15 protein-coding genes are annotated in these 15,614 nt (G+C 74.7%); 8 read left to right on the forward strand and 7 right to left on the reverse strand.

The genetic code is table 11. The features are described from left to right. The first annotated feature begins 151 nt into the window (after positions 1–151). Entirely contained in the window at positions 152–760 is a 609-nt protein-coding gene (locus ACFV4F_RS32965; protein ID WP_380442717.1) for a TIGR03086 family metal-binding protein, read from the forward strand. Positions 761–855: 95 nt separating this feature from the next. Beyond that, the gene (locus ACFV4F_RS32970) at positions 856–1,920 is read left to right on the forward strand and encodes a cobalamin-independent methionine synthase II family protein (protein WP_380508093.1); all 1,065 of its coding nucleotides are present in this window, start codon (positions 856–858) and stop codon (positions 1,918–1,920) included. Positions 1,921–1,979: 59 nt separating this feature from the next. Here the strand turns inward: ACFV4F_RS32970 and ACFV4F_RS32975 are convergent, their stop codons facing one another. Next, positions 1,980–2,447, reverse strand: coding sequence for a (2Fe-2S)-binding protein (locus ACFV4F_RS32975; protein WP_380442713.1), 468 nt, complete (start codon positions 2,445–2,447; stop codon positions 1,980–1,982). 40 nt (positions 2,448–2,487) lie between these two features. Beyond that, complete coding sequence (locus ACFV4F_RS32980) at positions 2,488–4,848, reverse strand: molybdopterin cofactor-binding domain-containing protein (RefSeq protein ID WP_380508096.1); 2,361 nt, start codon at positions 4,846–4,848, stop codon at positions 2,488–2,490. 259 nt (positions 4,849–5,107) lie between these two features. Here ACFV4F_RS32980 and ACFV4F_RS32985 point away from each other — a divergent pair, with 259 nt between their 5' ends. After that, the gene (locus tag ACFV4F_RS32985) at positions 5,108–6,406 is read left to right on the forward strand and encodes an MFS transporter (RefSeq protein ID WP_380508099.1); all 1,299 of its coding nucleotides are present in this window, start codon (positions 5,108–5,110) and stop codon (positions 6,404–6,406) included. Here ACFV4F_RS32985 and ACFV4F_RS32990 read toward each other — a convergent pair. Next, positions 6,310–6,588, reverse strand: coding sequence for a hypothetical protein (locus ACFV4F_RS32990; protein ID WP_380442706.1), 279 nt, complete (start codon positions 6,586–6,588; stop codon positions 6,310–6,312). The genes ACFV4F_RS32985 and ACFV4F_RS32990 overlap by 97 nt on opposite strands. 119 nt (positions 6,589–6,707) lie before the next feature. Here ACFV4F_RS32990 and ACFV4F_RS32995 point away from each other — a divergent pair, with 119 nt between their 5' ends. From ACFV4F_RS32995 to ACFV4F_RS33005, 3 genes are all read left to right on the forward strand, one after another. Next, positions 6,708–7,460 carry a Mut7-C RNAse domain-containing protein gene (locus ACFV4F_RS32995; RefSeq protein WP_380442704.1) on the forward strand — a complete coding sequence of 251 codons (753 nt, stop codon included), beginning with the start codon at positions 6,708–6,710 and terminating at the stop codon, positions 7,458–7,460. Between the two features lie 179 nt (positions 7,461–7,639). After that, entirely contained in the window at positions 7,640–8,047 is a 408-nt protein-coding gene (locus ACFV4F_RS33000) for a cupin domain-containing protein (RefSeq protein WP_380442721.1), read from the forward strand. After that, positions 8,044–9,948 (forward strand): CocE/NonD family hydrolase, encoded by a 1,905-nt coding sequence (locus ACFV4F_RS33005; RefSeq protein ID WP_380508102.1) that lies wholly within the window; start codon positions 8,044–8,046, stop codon positions 9,946–9,948. Before ACFV4F_RS33000 ends, ACFV4F_RS33005 begins: the two co-directional genes overlap by 4 nt. Positions 9,949–9,977: 29 nt before the next feature. On the opposite strand, the gene ACFV4F_RS33010 is transcribed toward ACFV4F_RS33005, so the two are convergent. The 4 genes from ACFV4F_RS33010 to ACFV4F_RS33025 all read right to left on the reverse strand — a co-directional run bounded on the left by ACFV4F_RS33010 (position 9,978) and on the right by ACFV4F_RS33025 (position 13,657). Then, entirely contained in the window at positions 9,978–10,805 is an 828-nt protein-coding gene (locus ACFV4F_RS33010) for a hypothetical protein (RefSeq protein WP_380508105.1), read from the reverse strand. 71 nt (positions 10,806–10,876) lie between these two features. Then, positions 10,877–11,734: a hypothetical protein gene (locus ACFV4F_RS33015; RefSeq protein ID WP_380508108.1), complete on the reverse strand. Its 858-nt coding sequence runs from the start codon at positions 11,732–11,734 to the stop codon at positions 10,877–10,879. Between the two features lie 47 nt (positions 11,735–11,781). After that, entirely contained in the window at positions 11,782–13,017 is a 1,236-nt protein-coding gene (locus ACFV4F_RS33020; RefSeq protein WP_380508111.1) for a DUF2306 domain-containing protein, read from the reverse strand. Between the two features lie 121 nt (positions 13,018–13,138). After that, positions 13,139–13,657, reverse strand: a complete 519-nt coding sequence (locus ACFV4F_RS33025; protein ID WP_380442694.1) for a PadR family transcriptional regulator — start codon at positions 13,655–13,657, stop codon at positions 13,139–13,141. 168 nt (positions 13,658–13,825) lie between these two features. On the opposite strand from ACFV4F_RS33025, the gene ACFV4F_RS33030 reads away from it, so the two are divergent. Further along, entirely contained in the window at positions 13,826–14,353 is a 528-nt protein-coding gene (locus ACFV4F_RS33030; protein WP_380442719.1) for an inorganic diphosphatase, read from the forward strand. A 9-nt stretch (positions 14,354–14,362) separates the two neighbouring features. Next, complete coding sequence (locus ACFV4F_RS33035; RefSeq protein ID WP_380508114.1) at positions 14,363–15,547, forward strand: cytochrome P450; 1,185 nt, start codon at positions 14,363–14,365, stop codon at positions 15,545–15,547. The last annotated feature ends 67 nt before the right edge of the window (positions 15,548–15,614 follow it).

Here is a 15,614-nt window from a genome sequence, read left to right on the forward strand (position 1 = left end):
CCATCCCCGGCCGCCCGCCCGCCCCGGCCCCCCGGCATCCGGCCCCGCCCCCGGATCCGCCGTGGGGCGGTTCCCGGGGGCCGGGCGATGGTTCGTGGTCGCGGTTAGCATCACGGGGACCGATCACCTGCCGTCCCAGGAGGGCCGTGCCATGACCGCGACCGACGACCCGATCGACCTGCTCGCCCGGGCGCTCGCCCAGACCGCCGGCCTGATCGACGGCACCGGCGTCGAGCTGGCCGGCCACCCGACGCCCTGTCGCTCGTGGGACGTCGGCACGCTGATCAGCCATCTCCTGTTCGACCTGCGGCAGTTCACCGTCCAGGCGCGCGGTGGCCGGCCGGACTGGTCGCAGTCCTTCGAGCGGGTGGAGGCGGACTGGCTGCACGCCTTCGAGGCCGGCGCCGAGGAGCTGGTCGACGCCTGGCGGGAGGCCGGGGAGCTCACCGGCACGCTGGAGGTGCCCGGGGTGGGGTCGTTCCCGGCCCGCTTCCCGGTGGACCAGGAGGTCGCGGAACTGGCCGTCCATGCCTGGGATTTGGCCAAATCCACCGGGCAGTCCACGGACGGGCTGGACCACGAGGTGGCACTCGCCGCGCTCGCGTGGGCGCGCGGAGCGCTCAAGCCGGGGTACCGGGGCGCGGACGAGGCCTCCTTCGCGTTCGGCCCCGAGGTCGCCGTGCCGGAGGACGCGCCGCCGTACGACCGGCTGGCGGGGTTCTTCGGGCGCGACCCCAAGGCGGTCGTCCCGGGGGCGTGAACCGGCGGGGCGGGGGCGTGCGGAGCGCGCGCGGGCAACGGAGTGCGCCGCGCGCCCCGTTGCACGTGCGCGGCCCGCCTTTCTAACGTCCGGTCATGACCATTTCCACGGAGCCCATCGGCAGCATCCCGCGCTCGTCCGCGCTGCTCGCCGCCATCGCCGAGCACGCCGAAGGGCGGCTCTCCGACGCGGACTTGAAGAAGCTGCAGGACGAGGCCACCGCCGAGACCCTCGCCCGGCTGGAGGAGCTCGGCTGCCCCGTCCTGGTGGACGGCGAGCAGGCCAAGCCGAGCTTCGCGACGTACCCCCTGACGGGTCTGAAGTCCCTCGACGGGGGCGGCGCCGTCATCCCGTTCGCCGACGGGCACACCCGGCAGCTGCCGAGCCTGACCGCCGGGCCGTTCCGGTACCAGGTGCGCGCCGACACCTACCTGCGGGACGCGCTGCGCCACACGTCGAAGCCCGTCAAGCAGGCCGTCATCGCGCCGTCCGCGCTCAGCCTCCTCTACCCGGCCGGCGGCATCGACGGGTATGCGCGGGAGGTGTTCCTGGAGGACCTGGTCGACGAGGCCGAGGCGGACATCCGGGGCTGCCTGGACGCGGGCGCCCACACCGTCCAACTCGACTTCACCGAGGGGAGGTTGTCGCTCAAGCTGGACCCGTCCGGCGGCCTCCTGGACGACTTCGTGGCCCTCAACAACCGGGTGCTCGACCGCTTTTCCGCGGAGGAGCGGGCGCGCATCGGTGTGCACACCTGCCCGGGTGGGGACCTCGACTCCACCCACAGCCTGGACGTCGACTACGCCGGGCTGCTGCCGAAGCTCTTCCAGCTGAAGGCCGGCAAGTTCTACGTGCAGCTGGCGAGCGAGGCCGACCCTGACCGCGTCCTGGCCGTCATCGCGGACCACCTCCCCTCGGACGCCAAGGTGTTCATCGGGGTGACCGACCCGATCGACCCCCGGGTGGAGACCGCGGAGGAGGTGCGCGACCGCGTGCTGGCGGCGGCCCGGCACATCCCGGTCGACCGGCTGGGCACCACCGACGACTGCGGGTTCTCGCCGTTCGCCGACGACACCTCCACCTCGCGCGAGACCGCGTTCGCCAAGATCGCGGCGCGGGTGCAGGGCACGGCGCTGGCGGCGAAGGAGCTCGGCGTGTGAGCCGGGTGTGAACCTCGGCCCCGGCGGGATTCGGCCTCTGCCGGGGCTGTTCGCTCCGCCTACGACGCCGGCCGGGTGGCGGCCGCGGCCTGCTTGATCGCCTCGCGGATGCGGGGGTAGGTGCCGCAGCGGCAGATGTTCTGGATCTGGTCGATGTCGGCGTCCGTCGGGGCGGGCGTGCGGCGCAGCAGGGCGGCGGCGGTCATGATCTGGCCGGGCTGGCAGAAGCCGCACTGGGCGACGTCGCAGGCGAGCCAGGCCTCCTGGACGGGGTGCAGGGTGTCGCCGTCGGCGAGGCCCTCGATCGTGGTGACGGCGCGGCCCGCGCAGTCCTTGACCGCCATCGTGCAGGGCTGGAACTCCCGGCCGTCCAGGTGGCTGGTGCAGGCGCGGCAGACGCCCACGCCGCAGCCGTACTTGGGGCCGGTGACGCCGAGCTTGTCGCGCAGCACCCAGAGCAGCGGCATGTCGTCCGGCGCGTCGACGGTGACCGGCTGTCCGTTGAGGACGAACGTGTGGCTGGGCATGGGGAGGCGGGGTCCTTCGGCGGGAACGTGGGTGGGAGGGTCAGAAGTTGATCGGGAACGAGCGCGGGCTCGTGCCGGTCGCGCGGGCGTAGGCGTTGGCCACCGCGGCGGAGGCGGCGGGGACGCCCAACTCGCCCGCGCCGCCGGGCGGTCCGCTCGGCGGCATGAGGTGGATCTCGACGGCGGGCGGCGAGTGCCGCTGCCGCGCGTAGTGGAAGTCTCCGTAACTGCCCTCGCGGAAGGCGCCGTTGTCGAGGTGGTTGCCGGCCTGGAGGATCACCGAGATGCCGTCCATCAGCGCGCCGGTCAACTGGGCTTCCAGGCCTCGGGGGTTGACCACCTGGCCGACGTCGGCGGCGATCACGGCCTTGGTGACGCGCGGGTTCTTCGGGTCGGTGGCGTCGATCTCCACGAGGTAGGCGGCGCGCCCGCCGTTCTCGTCGTGGTAGCCGACGCCCTGGGCCTGGCCGGGCGGCATCGGGCGGCCCCAGTTCCCGGCCGTGGCCGCGGCGTCCAGGACGGCCCGGCCGGCGGCGTCGCGCAGCCGGGCGCGGCGGAAGGCGACCTCGTCCTGGCCCATCCGGCGGGCGAGTTCGTCCATCATGATCTCGTCGGCGACCCGGACGGTGCCGGAGTAGACCGAGCGCCAGCTGCCGGTGTGCACGTCCAGGGGTACTTCGGTGAGCAGCTGGGTCGGGAGTCCGACGTTGTAGGGGTTCTTCTCGGCGAGGAGGAAGAAGGCCTGGTTGAGGCTGATCCCGGCGAGCGAGAGGTTGAACCCGGCGGCGGTCAGGGCCTCGCCGAGGCCGTGCCGCATGTCGGTCTTGACGGTGGCGGCGCGGTGCTCGTAGCTGAGCACCTGGCCGAGGGCGTGGGTGGCCCGGACGCGGTGGTGGCTCGCGGGGCGCATGCGGCCGTGCCGCATGTCGTCGTTGCGCGTCCACATGAGCTTGACCGGGCGGCCGGCCGCCCTGGAGATCTGCGCGGCCTCCAGCGCGGCGTCGAAGAACAGCCGCCGCCCGAACGAGCCGCCGCCGCGCACCACGTGGACCGTCACGGCGTCCTGGGGGAGGCCGAGTTCGGCGGCGATGGTCTGCTGGGCGACGATCGGGGTCTGCGCGGCGAACCAGAGTTCGGCCCGGCCCGGCCGCACGTCCGCGATCGCCGTCAGGACCTCCATCGGGGCGTGGTTGACGAAGGCGAAGTCGAACTCGCCGTCCACGTGGGCGGTGAGCAGCGGCGGGACGAGGAACGGCGCGTGGGCGGCGCGGAGCCGGTCGCGGACGTCGGCGTCGGACAGGCCGGCGGCCGGGCCCGGGTGCCAGGTGGTGACGAGTGCGTCGCGGGCCTTCAGCGCCTGGTCGAAGGTCTCGGCGAGGACGGCGACGCCGCTCGGGATCCGTACGACGCCGAGCACGCCGGGCATGGCGCGGGCGGCGGTGGCGTCCAGGGAGTCGAGCGTGCCGTTGACGGTGGTCGGGCGGGCGACGACGGTCGGCACGGCGCCCGGGACGGCCAGGTCCCCGGTGTACTTGGCGCGGCCGGTGACGATGTCGCGGGCGTCGATGCGGCCGGTGGGCCTGCCGACGAGGCGCAGCCGGTCCGCCGTCTTGGGGGCCGAGGACACGGCCGGGACGGTGATCGCCGCGGCGTCGGCGGCGAGTTCGCCGTAGCCGGCGCGGCGGCCGTCCGGGGCGAGGACGGCGGAGTCGGCGGTGCGCAGGGTGCCGGCGGGGAGGTCCCAGCGGCGCGCGGCGGCGGTCACCAGGCGGGCGCGGGCGGCGGCAGCGGCGGCGCGCACCGGGTCGTACAGCGAGCGCACCGAGTTGGAGGCGCCGGTGAGCTGGTTGAACAGCAGCTCGGGGCGGCCGTCGGAGAGCGGCACGTCGACGTCGGCGAGGCGGGCGTCGAGTTCGTCGGCGACGAGCATCGCGACGGCGGTGGTGAGGCCCTGGCCGACTTCCAGGCGGGGCAGGTGCAGGACGGCGCGCCCGGCGGCGGTGAGCTCCAGGACGAGCAGGTGGGAGGTCGGCAGGCCGGCCAGGATGAGGGCGTCGCCGAGGTCCAGGACGTCCGGGATGCCCGGCAGGCCGATCAACTGCGGCGGTGCGGAGCTGGTTTGAGCATTCGCGGCGGTTTTTGCGGCGGCGCTGACGGCGGCGCGCGCGGTGGCCGGGGCGGCGGCGTCCAGGCCGAGCCGGGCGGCGACGGTGAGGGTGGGCGCGGCGAGGAGGTAGGTGAGGAAGCGGCGGCGACCGGGTTCGGCGTCGGGTGCGTCGGCCGCGTCGGGCGCGCCGGGGGCGCCGCCCGAGGGGGCGGTGGAGGTGGTGATGGGAGGAGCCCTTCGAGCCGGTGACGGCGCCGGTACGGTCGGTGCCGGGTCGCGAACGCCGTTGAGCATAGGAGGGCGTTACTGACGGGTCAACACCGGCAAATTTGGTCCGGCGGGCGGGTCGCTTGCGGGCGAACGGATGACGCCGTCGCACGGTGGTTCAGCCGTCGCGTGCCGGTGCGGGTGCCGATGGGCAAGTGGCCCAGGAAAGAGCTTGATCATTGGCTCTTCCGGATGGGCCACCGGCTCCCTAGGCTGGCGTGCGAACCGTTGTGAACCGTTGCGAACGGGCGGCCCGCGCGCCGTCCACCGACCTGTCAGGAGCGAAGTGCCGACTCGTCTCGTCCCGCCCGCCGGGCCCCAGCGGACGCTCGCCGCCGCCCAGTTGGCGAGCGCCGTCGGGGACGGTGCCTACTACACCTGCTCCGCGCTCTACTTCACGCACGTCGTCGGGATGTCCGCGGCCCGCCTCGGCGTCGGCCTCGCCGTCGCGTGGGCGCTCGGCTCGCTCGCGGGCGTGCCGCTGGGCCAGCTCGCCGACCAGCGGGGCCCGCGCCGCACGGCGGTGGGGCTCGCGCTGGCGACGGCGGCGGTCGTCGCGCTGTTCCTGGTGATCCGCTCCTACCCGCTGTTCCTGGCCGCCATCTGCCTCTACGCGACCACCCAGTCCGGGCTCACCGCCGCGCGCCAGGCGCTCGTCGGCGGGCTGGTGTCGCCCGCGGAGCGGACCGGCCTGCTGGCCCACCTGCAGTCGACGCTCAACGGCGGACTGGCGGTCGGCGCCGCGATCGGCGGCATCGCGCTGACCGTCGGCACCCGCGAGGCGTACCTCGGGGCGTTCGTCGTGACCTCGCTCGGGTTCGTCGTCGGAGGGCTGGTCCTGCTGCGGCTGCCCGAAGTCCCTTCGACGGCGGGTCAGTCGAGGCCGGGGCCGCGCTTCGAGGTGCTGACGGACCGCCGGTACGCCGCCGTCGCGCTCGTCAACACCGTTCTGCTGCTACGGATGCCGCTGCTGAGCCTCGTGATCCCGCTCTGGCTCGCGCAGCGGGCGTCGGGCCTCGGCTGGCTCGGGTCCGTGCTGTTCGTCCTCAACACCGTGGGTGTGATGGCGTTCCAGGTGCGGGTGGCGCGCGACGTCAGCGACCCCGCGTCGGGTTCGCGCGCGGTGCGCTCGGCCGGTGTGCTGCTGCTCGGCTCGTGCGCGGTGTTCGGCCTCTCGGCGCTGGACGTGCCCGAGTGGGCGTTCGCGGCGCTGCTGCTGGGCGGCTCGGTCTTCCTGCTGGTGGGGGAGATGCGGCAGTCGGCCGGGTCGTGGCAGATCAGCTTCGACCTCGCGCCCGCCGACCGGATCGGGCAGTACCAGGGCTTCTTCGGGACGGGCGTCGCCGTCGCGCGGACCCTCGGGCCGCTCGTCCTCACGACGCTGCTGCTCGACGGCGGACTGCCCGGCTGGCTCGTGCTCGGCGCGGTGTTCCTGGCGGCCGGCTACGCGATGGGCCCGGCCGTCCGGTGGGCCGAGCGCGACCGGCGTCACCCGTCGTCGGGCTCCTCGGCGCCGCTCACCGCCGCGTCCGACGCGCTGACGTCCGCGGCCCCGACGCCGGCCACCGCCGCCGAGGCGCCGTAGAGGTCGTCGTCGCCGCCGTAGGGCTGCTCCTCGCCCTTCCGGCGGGGCCCGCGCTCGTCGCGGCCGTCGAAGAGGTCGTCCGGCTCCCCGGTGTCCAGGCGGGCCAGGGGTCCCGCCGCATCGTCGTCCCGCCGGTCGCCGTGGGCCCGCCGGCCGTCGTGGGGCTGCCTGTCACCGGCCATCGCGTGCTCCCAAGGCCGCCGTTGCTCCGGATACGTCCGATCGTACTCCGGCACCGCACGGCCGGACCGGCGCCGGAAAACGGTGGCCCCGGCTCGCCGCCCGCTGGCATGCTGGCCGCGTGGACACCCCGGACAGACCGCAGATCTTCGTCGACTTCGCCCCTGAGCTGCACCTCTTCGTCGCCGGCCGGCGCCGCGAGGGCCGGTCCGAGCTGCGCACCGACGGCACCTCGACGCTCGGCCACGTCGTCGAGTCCCTCGGGGTGCCGCTCACCGAGGTCGGGGCCCTGCTCGTCGACGGCCGCCCGGTGCCCGACTCGCACGTCCCGGCCGACGCCGAACACGTCGAGGTGCGCGGGGTGGTCCGCCCGCAGCCCGCCCCGGGCCCGCTGCGCTTCCTGCTCGACGTCCACCTCGGCACCCTCGCCCGCCGCCTTCGCCTGCTCGGCGTCGACGCCGCCTACGAGAACCCGGACATCGGCGACGCCGCCCTCGCCGCCCGCTCCGCCGCCGAGCGGCGCGTCATGCTCTCGCGCGACCGCGGCCTCCTGCGCCGCCGCGAACTCTGGGCCGGCGCCTACGTCTACAGCCACCGCCCGGCCGAGCAGCTGCGCGACGTCCTCTCCCGCTTCGCCCCGCCGCTGGCCCCGTGGAGCCGCTGCACGACGTGCAACGGGACGCTGCGCACGGTGGAGAAGACGACGGTGCGCGAGCAACTGCACGACGGCACCGAGCGCTCGTACGACGCGTTCGCGCAGTGCGCGGACTGCGGCCAGGCGTACTGGCGCGGCGCACACCACGCGCGGCTGGACGCGATCGTGGCGGACGCGGTCCGCGAGTTCGGCGGGACGGCCGTCACGGCGGGTGACTGAGCGCACCGGGTGACCCGAGGGGTGACCCGGACGCCGGGCTCAGGGTAAAGCCAGGGACCGGTCCTCTGGCGGGCGTTCCGCAGCGCGTGATCCCATCGGCGGTGGGGGCGAGCCAGCGGTGTTCCGTCGTGGAAGACGTGCCAGAGAGGCCGGGTCCGATTCACATGCATTCGTTGAACGTGCAGCCGTTCGGGACGACAGATGTAGGCGAGGCGCCCGTCGTGGTGGCGCCGGACGGTGCGGCGGTGTTCCCGCTGCTCGACCTGGCCGGGCAGGGGAGCCTCGCGGTCTTCGAGCTCGCACCCGGGGACGTGACGCGCGCGGTGTCGCACGCCACCGTGCAGGAACTGTGGTTCGTCACCGAGGGCCGCGGCCGGCTGTGGCGCCGGCAGGGGGACCGCGAGGAGACCGTCCCGCTCGCCCCCGGGACGGCCGCCTCGATACCGCTGGGCACCGCGTTCCAGTTCCGGGCGGACGACGACGCCGAAGGGCCGCTGCGCATCGCGGCCGTCACGATGCCGCCGTGGCCGGGGACGGACTCCGAGGCCCGCCCGGAGAAGGGTCCGTGGGAGGCGACGGTCCGATGAGCCGTGGAGGGGGGAGGCTCCGCCGCGCCTCGGCGGCGGCGGTCGCGGCACTGACCGTGCTCGGGCTGTCGACGGTCCCGGCCGCTGCCGCCGCACCGCCGGCCGAACCGCACCTGCGGTCGCTGTACGTGCCCATGCCCGACGGCGTGCGGCTGGCCGTCGACGTCCACCTGCCCGCCGGCACCACCGCGGGCGCGAACCTGCCGACGGTCCTGGTCACCCAGCGCTACTGGCGGGCCCGTGTCCAGCAGGGCGTCCCCGACCAGGGCGAGAGCGGCGACGCGGCGGGGTGGAACGCCCGCGGCTACGCCTACGTCGTCGCCGACCTGCGCGGCACCGGCGCGTCCTTCGGCACGCTGGACGCCGAGATCGGCGAGAAGGCCGTCGCCGACAGCGGCTCCCTGAGCGACTGGATCGCCGCGCAGCCCTGGTCCGACGGCCGGGTCGGCACCACCGGCGTCTCCTACGGCGGCGACACGGCGATGCTCGCCACCGCGCTCGGCGACCACCACATCACCGCCGCCGCGCCGGTCTCCTACGACTTCGACCCGTACGAGGACCTGGTGCGCCCCGGCGGGGTGCTCATCGAACCGCGGATCGCGCCCTACGCGATGCTCCTGCGGATCCTCGACCGGTCGGCCGGCACCACCTGCGACACCAGCGCCGAGACCCGGGCGGTGTGCGACGCCACCGGCCTCACCGGCGCGATCCCGCGGCCGGTGGACGGTCCGGACGGCCTCGCTCTGCTGGCCGCCGCCCGGGCCGAGCACGCGGGCAACGCCAACCTCGTCGAGATGGCCCACCAGGGCGCCTACCGCGACTACCAGGACGGACCGAAGAGCTGGATGGTCGGCAGCGTCGGCGAGAAGACCGACGCCGTCGAGGCGGGCGCAGTGCCCGTCCTGACGGACGCCGGCTGGCTCGACGCGGGCACCGCCAACGGCGTGCTGTCCCAGTTCACCACCCTGTCGAACACCCAGGACGCGTGGATCGGCCCGTGGAGCCACGGCATGGCGTGGATCGCGGACCCGTTCCGGACCCCGCGCCACCTGACGGACGCCGAGCGCGCCCAACTCGACGACCGGACCGTCGCGTTCTTCGACCGGTACGTCAAGAACGGCGAACAGTCGGATGGCAAGCGGGAGTTGCACTACTACACCATGAACGAGGGGGTCTGGCGCACGACCGACCGCTTCCCGCTGTCCGGCACCCGCGACCGCCGCCTCTACCTCGACGGCGGAAACGCGCTCTCCTGGCAGCGCCCGGAGGAGGACGGCGGCGACGGCGGCAAGGGCAGTGGCGGTACGGGCGGGGGCAGTGACACGCTCCGCCTCGACCCGACCGCCGGGACCGGCCCGTTCGACCGCTGGAACACCAACCTCACCGGGAACAAGGTCAGTTACCCCGACCGCGCCGCCGTGGACACCCGTCTCCTCAGCTACACCGGCCCGGCCCTCGGCCGCGACACCCGGGTGACCGGCCTCGGCCGCGTGGTCCTCGACGTCACCGGGCTGGAGGGATCGGCGAACGGCGCCCTGCACGTGTACCTGGAGGACGTCACCCCGGACGGCCGCGTCACGTACCTGACGGAAGGCCAACTCGCCCTGGCCGACCGCGCGGTGGCCGACCGGGACGACAACCCCGACTGGCGGAGCCTGCGCACGCCCCGTACGTACGCCGCCGCCGACGCGACCCCGTTCCCGCAGGGCCGCCCCGAGCGGGTGACGGTGGACCTGCTCCCCACCTCGGTGCTGTTCAAGGCGGGCGACCGGATCCGCGTCACGGTCGCCGCGGCGAACCCGGACTCGTTCCAGCTGCTCCCCGCCGACGGCCGCGCCGCGTACGCGATCGGCCACGGCGGAGCCCGTCCGTCCTACCTCGAACTCCCCGTCGTGGACTGACGGGCAGACACCCCCGAGTCCTCCGCCCGTCACTGCGGCGGGTGGAGGGCGAGCGTCCAGGTGTGCGTGAGGTACTTGTTCGGCCGCTCGGGGTTGCGCTCGCGGACGACGGCCGTGAGGCGGTCGGCGGCCGTCCGCTCCAGCGTGGCGACGAACCGCTCGCCTTCGCCTTCGGGCACGGCCAGGAGCTCGGCGAGCACGGTGTCCGTCAGGTCGCGGCCGACGGCCCGCAGCACGCCCGCGTCCAGGACCAGGACCGTGCCGTCGGACAGCACGACCGGCTCGCGCACCTGCGAGGACGTGAGCAGCAGGGCGCTGCGCTCGATCACGCCGCCGGGCAGGAGGCGCACGACGCGGCTCCCGGTCGGGGTCGCGCGGTCGGCCTCGACGACGCGGACGCCGGTGCCGACGACGTAGTGGCCGTAGCTGCGCCAGGTGTCGGTGACGTTGCCGTCGCGGTCGAACTGCCAGGTGTGGAAGTGGTCGTAGCCCTCCAGTCCGAGCAGGAACCGGCCTCCGCCGAGCGTCGCGCCGCGCTCGCCGCGGAGTTCGGCGACCAGGGTGCCGTCCGCGAGGTCGAGGAGGTAGGCGGGGCCGAGGTGGCCCCACGCGTGGTAGTTGATCGAGCCGGTGGTGACGAGGACGCGTCCGGAGGAGATGTGCGCCGCGTTCGGCGTCCCCGGGACGGGGCGGGTCCACCGGAGGCGCCCGGCGGTGTCGGTGCAGGTGATCTCGCCGGTGCGGCCGCCGATGACCAGGCCGTCGCGCGCGGCGAACGGCTCCTCGCGCACCGCGTAGACCGGGTCCATGCCGCGCTTGCGCTGCTGGTCGATGACGGTGACGTGCCAGTTCCCCATGCGGGTGATCGTAGGGTGTGCCCGGGCGTCGCACGGCAGGCGGGGGTTTGGAGGCGGGCCCTGGGAGCCCGTCAGGCCGGCACGGCCCGCCGGGTCAGCAGCCAGTGGCCGATGGCGCCGGTGGAGAGCAGGCCGGCGAGCAGGACGACGAGCGGGAGCGCCGCCCCGGACGACCACGTGACGTCCCCCGCGCGCCCGGCCAGCAGGACGGCCGACGCCAGTGCCACCCCGGGGACGGAGAGCAGGGCGGGCCGCAGCCGGGCGAGGTCGTCCTCGGCGAGGGCGCCGAGCACGCCCACCCCGAGCGCGAGGCACCACACCCCGAGGCCCTGCGCGTCGGCCCGGCCGACCGCCCACGGCACGAGCCCGCCCCAGAAGCGGGGAGCGAGCACCAGGCCGGTACCGAGGCCGAGCCACCCGGAGCCGAGCACCGCGAGCAGCGGCTTCGACCACGCGGGCAGCGGGGCGGTCCGGGCCGGGGGCGCGGTGACCGGCCGCCGGTACTGCACGACGAGGCAGAGCACCGCCGCGGCGGCCAGCGCGCCGAGCACGGCCACCCAGCCCAGGCTGAACATCACCAGGATGATCAACCCGCCGGTGGCGACGTGCAGTTCGCCCCCGTCGGCGACGCTGACGGCGAACAGGCCGACGAGCACGACGGCGGTCGGCAGGACGAGCGTGCGCACCTCCTCCCACACCCGCGCGCGGCCGACCACGAGCAGCCCGGGGGAGACGCCGACCATGGCCGCGCCGATCAGCCCGGGGCTGAGCGCCTCCGGTGAGTGCCACGCGCCGAAGGCGTGCCCGGTCAGGCCCGCGACGGCCATCAGTGCGCCGGTCAGGATGCTGACGACCGCGACGACGGCGGACAGCGTCGTGATGGCGGGCGACAGCTCCCGGCCACCGAGGTCCGGGTCCTGGGTGCTCATGTGTACGGTCCTCCTGGTGAGTTGGCCGTCGGCCCGGGCAGAGGTTGCTACAGCGGGAGGGCCGACGGCGGCCGCGCGGCTGGCGCCTTGCTCTGACGCTTCGTCACCTCACGCGCGTACAGCACCCGCAGGCTCACTACCGCGGTGGCCGCGAAGGCGAGCATCCCGCAGCCGATGCCGACACCGGCCATGAGCGCGGTCCGCCCGTCCAGGCGCATCCCGTGCTCGAAGAGCGGTGCCGCGACGGCGGAGAACGCGGGCGCCAGGCACAGGAACGCCAGGTGCAGCCGCCACTCCTCGCGCGCCCAGCCCGTCGTCCGCCGCTGCCGCACCATGATGAAGACGTACGTCAGCAGGAGCGGGATCAGGTAGGCGAGCAGGAGCCGCCGGCCCTCCGGGCCCCAGGCCGCGAACGACCGGACCAGCCACACCACCCCGGCGGCGCCCACGAGTTGGGCGGCGGCCAGGACGGCGGGCGGGCACCACGTGCCGGTCATGCCGCGCACGGTGGTCCGCCGGTCGAGGGCCCGGGAGGCGGCCAGGGCGCCGAACGTCACGATCGACCCGAGGTGCATGATCGCCACCCGGTTGAGCTCGGCGACCGGCCGGCTCCCGAGGACGAGCGGCAGCGCGCCCCACTCCAGGCGCAGCAGCGGCGCCGTCATCAGGTAGCCGTAGCAGAGCAGCAGCCAGCGCTGGTGCAGGTCGGGGAAGCCGGTGAGGGCGGCGCCGATGCCGAGCGTCGTGCTCAGCACCGTGCCGACCAGGATGGTGGCGAGGACGACCCAGAACGCGGCCCCGCTGAACGCCTGGGCCGGCGGGGTGCGGGCCAGGTAGACGGCGGCGCCGGCCATCGACGCGTACACCGTGACGGCGAAGACGACGCCGACGGTGCGGTGCAGCCGGATCCGCCGCCGGACGGCCGACCAGAGCTGGAGCGGCCCGAGCAGCATCAGGACGCCGCCGAGGACCGTGTGCACCAGCAGCGGCACGAAGCTGCGCCGGTACGGTTCGAGGCGGTCGGCGAGCGCCTCGGCCACGTAGGCGGGCGAGACCCCGGAGTGGGCGAGCACCCACCGGCCGGGCGCGAACGCACCGGGGTGCTCGTAGGGCCAGACGTCGGTCATGGCGATGGGCGCGTAGACGACGCAGAGCCCGGCGACCGCGAGGGCGGCCACCCGGCCCCAGCGGACCTGCCGCGGTCCTTCCGTCCGTCCGCCCCGGTCGTCCGTCGTGCCGTTCAGCCGCCGCATCGCGACCCTCCCGCCTGTGCGGTTCCCCACGGTCCTGATCAGATGGTCCAGAAAGGACTATGGGGACCGTAGGGCCGTCCGACGGTGCGGTCAATGGGTGCGGCGCGGATTGCTACCGTCAGGTAGGCGTCGGGTGGGCGCCGCGCGGACGTCAGGAGTCGTCGCGGGACTGCACCCACTGCCAGAAGTCCACCATCATCCGCTCGTACCGGATGCCGAACTCCAGCGCCTCGCGCTCCCCCCGGCTCAGCAGCTCGCCGACCTCCTCCGCCAGGTGCTCGTACTCGCCGAGCGTGCGGCCGTGCTCCAGCACCTGCCCCGGCGCGAGGATCCGCGGGCTGCCGCCGAACCACAGCTTGAGGATGTTCCGCTCCCGCGCCTCCACCGGCTCGAAGCCCGGATCGGCCAGCCACTCGGCCAGCGCGGCCCTCCCCCCGTCGGTGAGCCGCATCAGCCGTCGGCCCCGCCCGCCCTCCTGCCGCACCTCGGACAGCAGCCCGCCCTGCAGCAGGCGGTCGCACTGCGCGTACACCTGCGCGTGCGGCACCGACCAGAACGGCGCGACCGTCCGGGCCGCCTCCACCTTGACGTCGTACGGGCTGGCCTCGCCCAGCTTGTCGATGATGCCGAGCACGAGGAACGAGGGGGTGGTCAACCGGGTTTCGGGCATGCGGTGACGGTACCGCGCGCACCCCGCGCCCCAACACGCGTCGCGGGGGGGTGGGCAGCGCGGGCCCCCGCGGCGGACAATCGCCACAGGACCGGCGAGGAGGCCGCAGTGGAGGCGCAGGTGGAGTTCGAGGACCGGGGCGGGCCCGGGTCGACGTTCTTCGAGGTCATGATCGAGATCCCGCAGGGATCCCGCAACAAGTACGTGATGGACTTCGCCGCGGGCCGCATCCGCCTCGACCGGACGCTCTTCACCGCCACCCGCTACCCGGCGGACTACGGCTACGTCGAGGGCACCCTCGGCGGCGACGGCGAACCGCTGGACGCCCTCGTGCTCGGCGGCGAGCCGGCCGTGCCGGGCTGCGTGCAGACCTGCCGGGCCGTCGGCATGTGGGTCATGCGCGACGAACGCGGCCCGGACCAGAAGGTGTTGTGCGTGCCGGCCAGGGACCCGCGCTACGAGGGACTGCGCGACATCGGCGACCTGCCGCGCTTCGACCTGCTGGAGATCACCCACTTCTTCCAGGTCTACAAGGACCTGGAGCGCGGCAAGTCCGTCGAGGGCTCGCACTGGGCGGGCCGCGCGGACGCCTACCGCGAGATCGCGGGTTCCCGGGCCCGGGCGGCGGGGACGCGCTTCGCCGGCCCGGCCTGCGCGGCCCGGGGCAGCGGAAACGGGGTCCGCCGCCGGCCGTAAGGTGATCATGTGACGTCATCCGACCTGACCGTGAAGGCCCTGATCGCCGACCCCTACGCGGGCTACGCCGCCCTGCGCGCCGCCGCCCCCGTCCACCGGGTCGTCGGACCGGACGGACTGCCCGTGTGGCTGGTGACCCGCTACGCGGACGTCCGCCAGGCCCTCGCCGACCCGCGGCTGTCCCTCGACAAGGCCCATGCGGCGCCCGGCAACTACCGCGGCTTCAGGCTGCCGCCGGCCCTCGACGCCAACCTGCTCACCATGGACCCGCCCGACCACACCCGCATCCGCCGGCTGGTCACCAAGGCGTTCACCCCGGGCCGGACCGCCGCCCTGCGCGGCCCGATCGAGCGGGTCGCCGAGCAGCTGCTCGACGCGATGGCCCCGCTCGGCCGCGCCGACCTGCTCGCCGCCTACGCCGCGCCGCTGCCCATCACGGTCATCTGCGACCTGCTCGGCGTCCCCGAGGACGACCGGCACGACTTCCGCGCCTGGACCGACGCCCTCATCACCCCCGACCCCGAGCGCCCGCAGGACGCCAAGGCCGCCGTCGGCGCGATGCTCGCCTTCTTCACCGGCCTCATCGGGCGCAAGCGCACCGCCCCCGGCGACGACCTCCTCTCCGACCTCATCGCGGTCCGCGACGCCGAGGACCGGCTCAGCGAGGACGAACTCACCTCGCTCGCCTTCCTGATCCTCTTCGCCGGCTACGAGAACACCGTCCACCTCATCGCCAACGCCGTCCTCGCCCTGCTCACCCACCCCGAGCAGCTCGCCGCCCTGCGGGCCGAACCGGCCCTGGTCGAGGGCGCGTTCGACGAGTTCGCCCGCTTCGACGGCCCGGCCCCGCTGTCCATCCGACGCTTCCCGCGCGAGGACGTCACCATCGGCGGCGTCACCGTCCCGGCCGGCGAGACCGTCCTGCTCGCCATAGCGTCCGCCAACCGCGACCCCGACCAGTTCGCGGACCCGGACCGGCTCGACCTGCGCCGCCGCGAGAGCGGCCACCTCTCCCTCGGCCACGGCATCCACTACTGCCTCGGCGCGCCGCTCGCCCGCATGGAGACCGAGATCGCGCTCGGCGCGCTGCTGCGCCGCTTCCCCGACCTGGCCCTCGACGTGCCCGTCGAGCAGCTGCGCCACCGGCCCGCGCTGCGCGCCCGCGGCCTGCTGGAGCTGCCCGTCCGGTACTGACCTGTCGGCGGGAACCGGCACGGGCTCTACAGCGTTGTCGAGGTCGGCAGTGCAAAAAGCAAGGGTG

Source organism: Kitasatospora sp. NPDC059722, assembly GCF_042733235.1.
Classification (GTDB): Bacteria; Actinomycetota; Actinomycetes; order Streptomycetales; family Streptomycetaceae; genus Kitasatospora.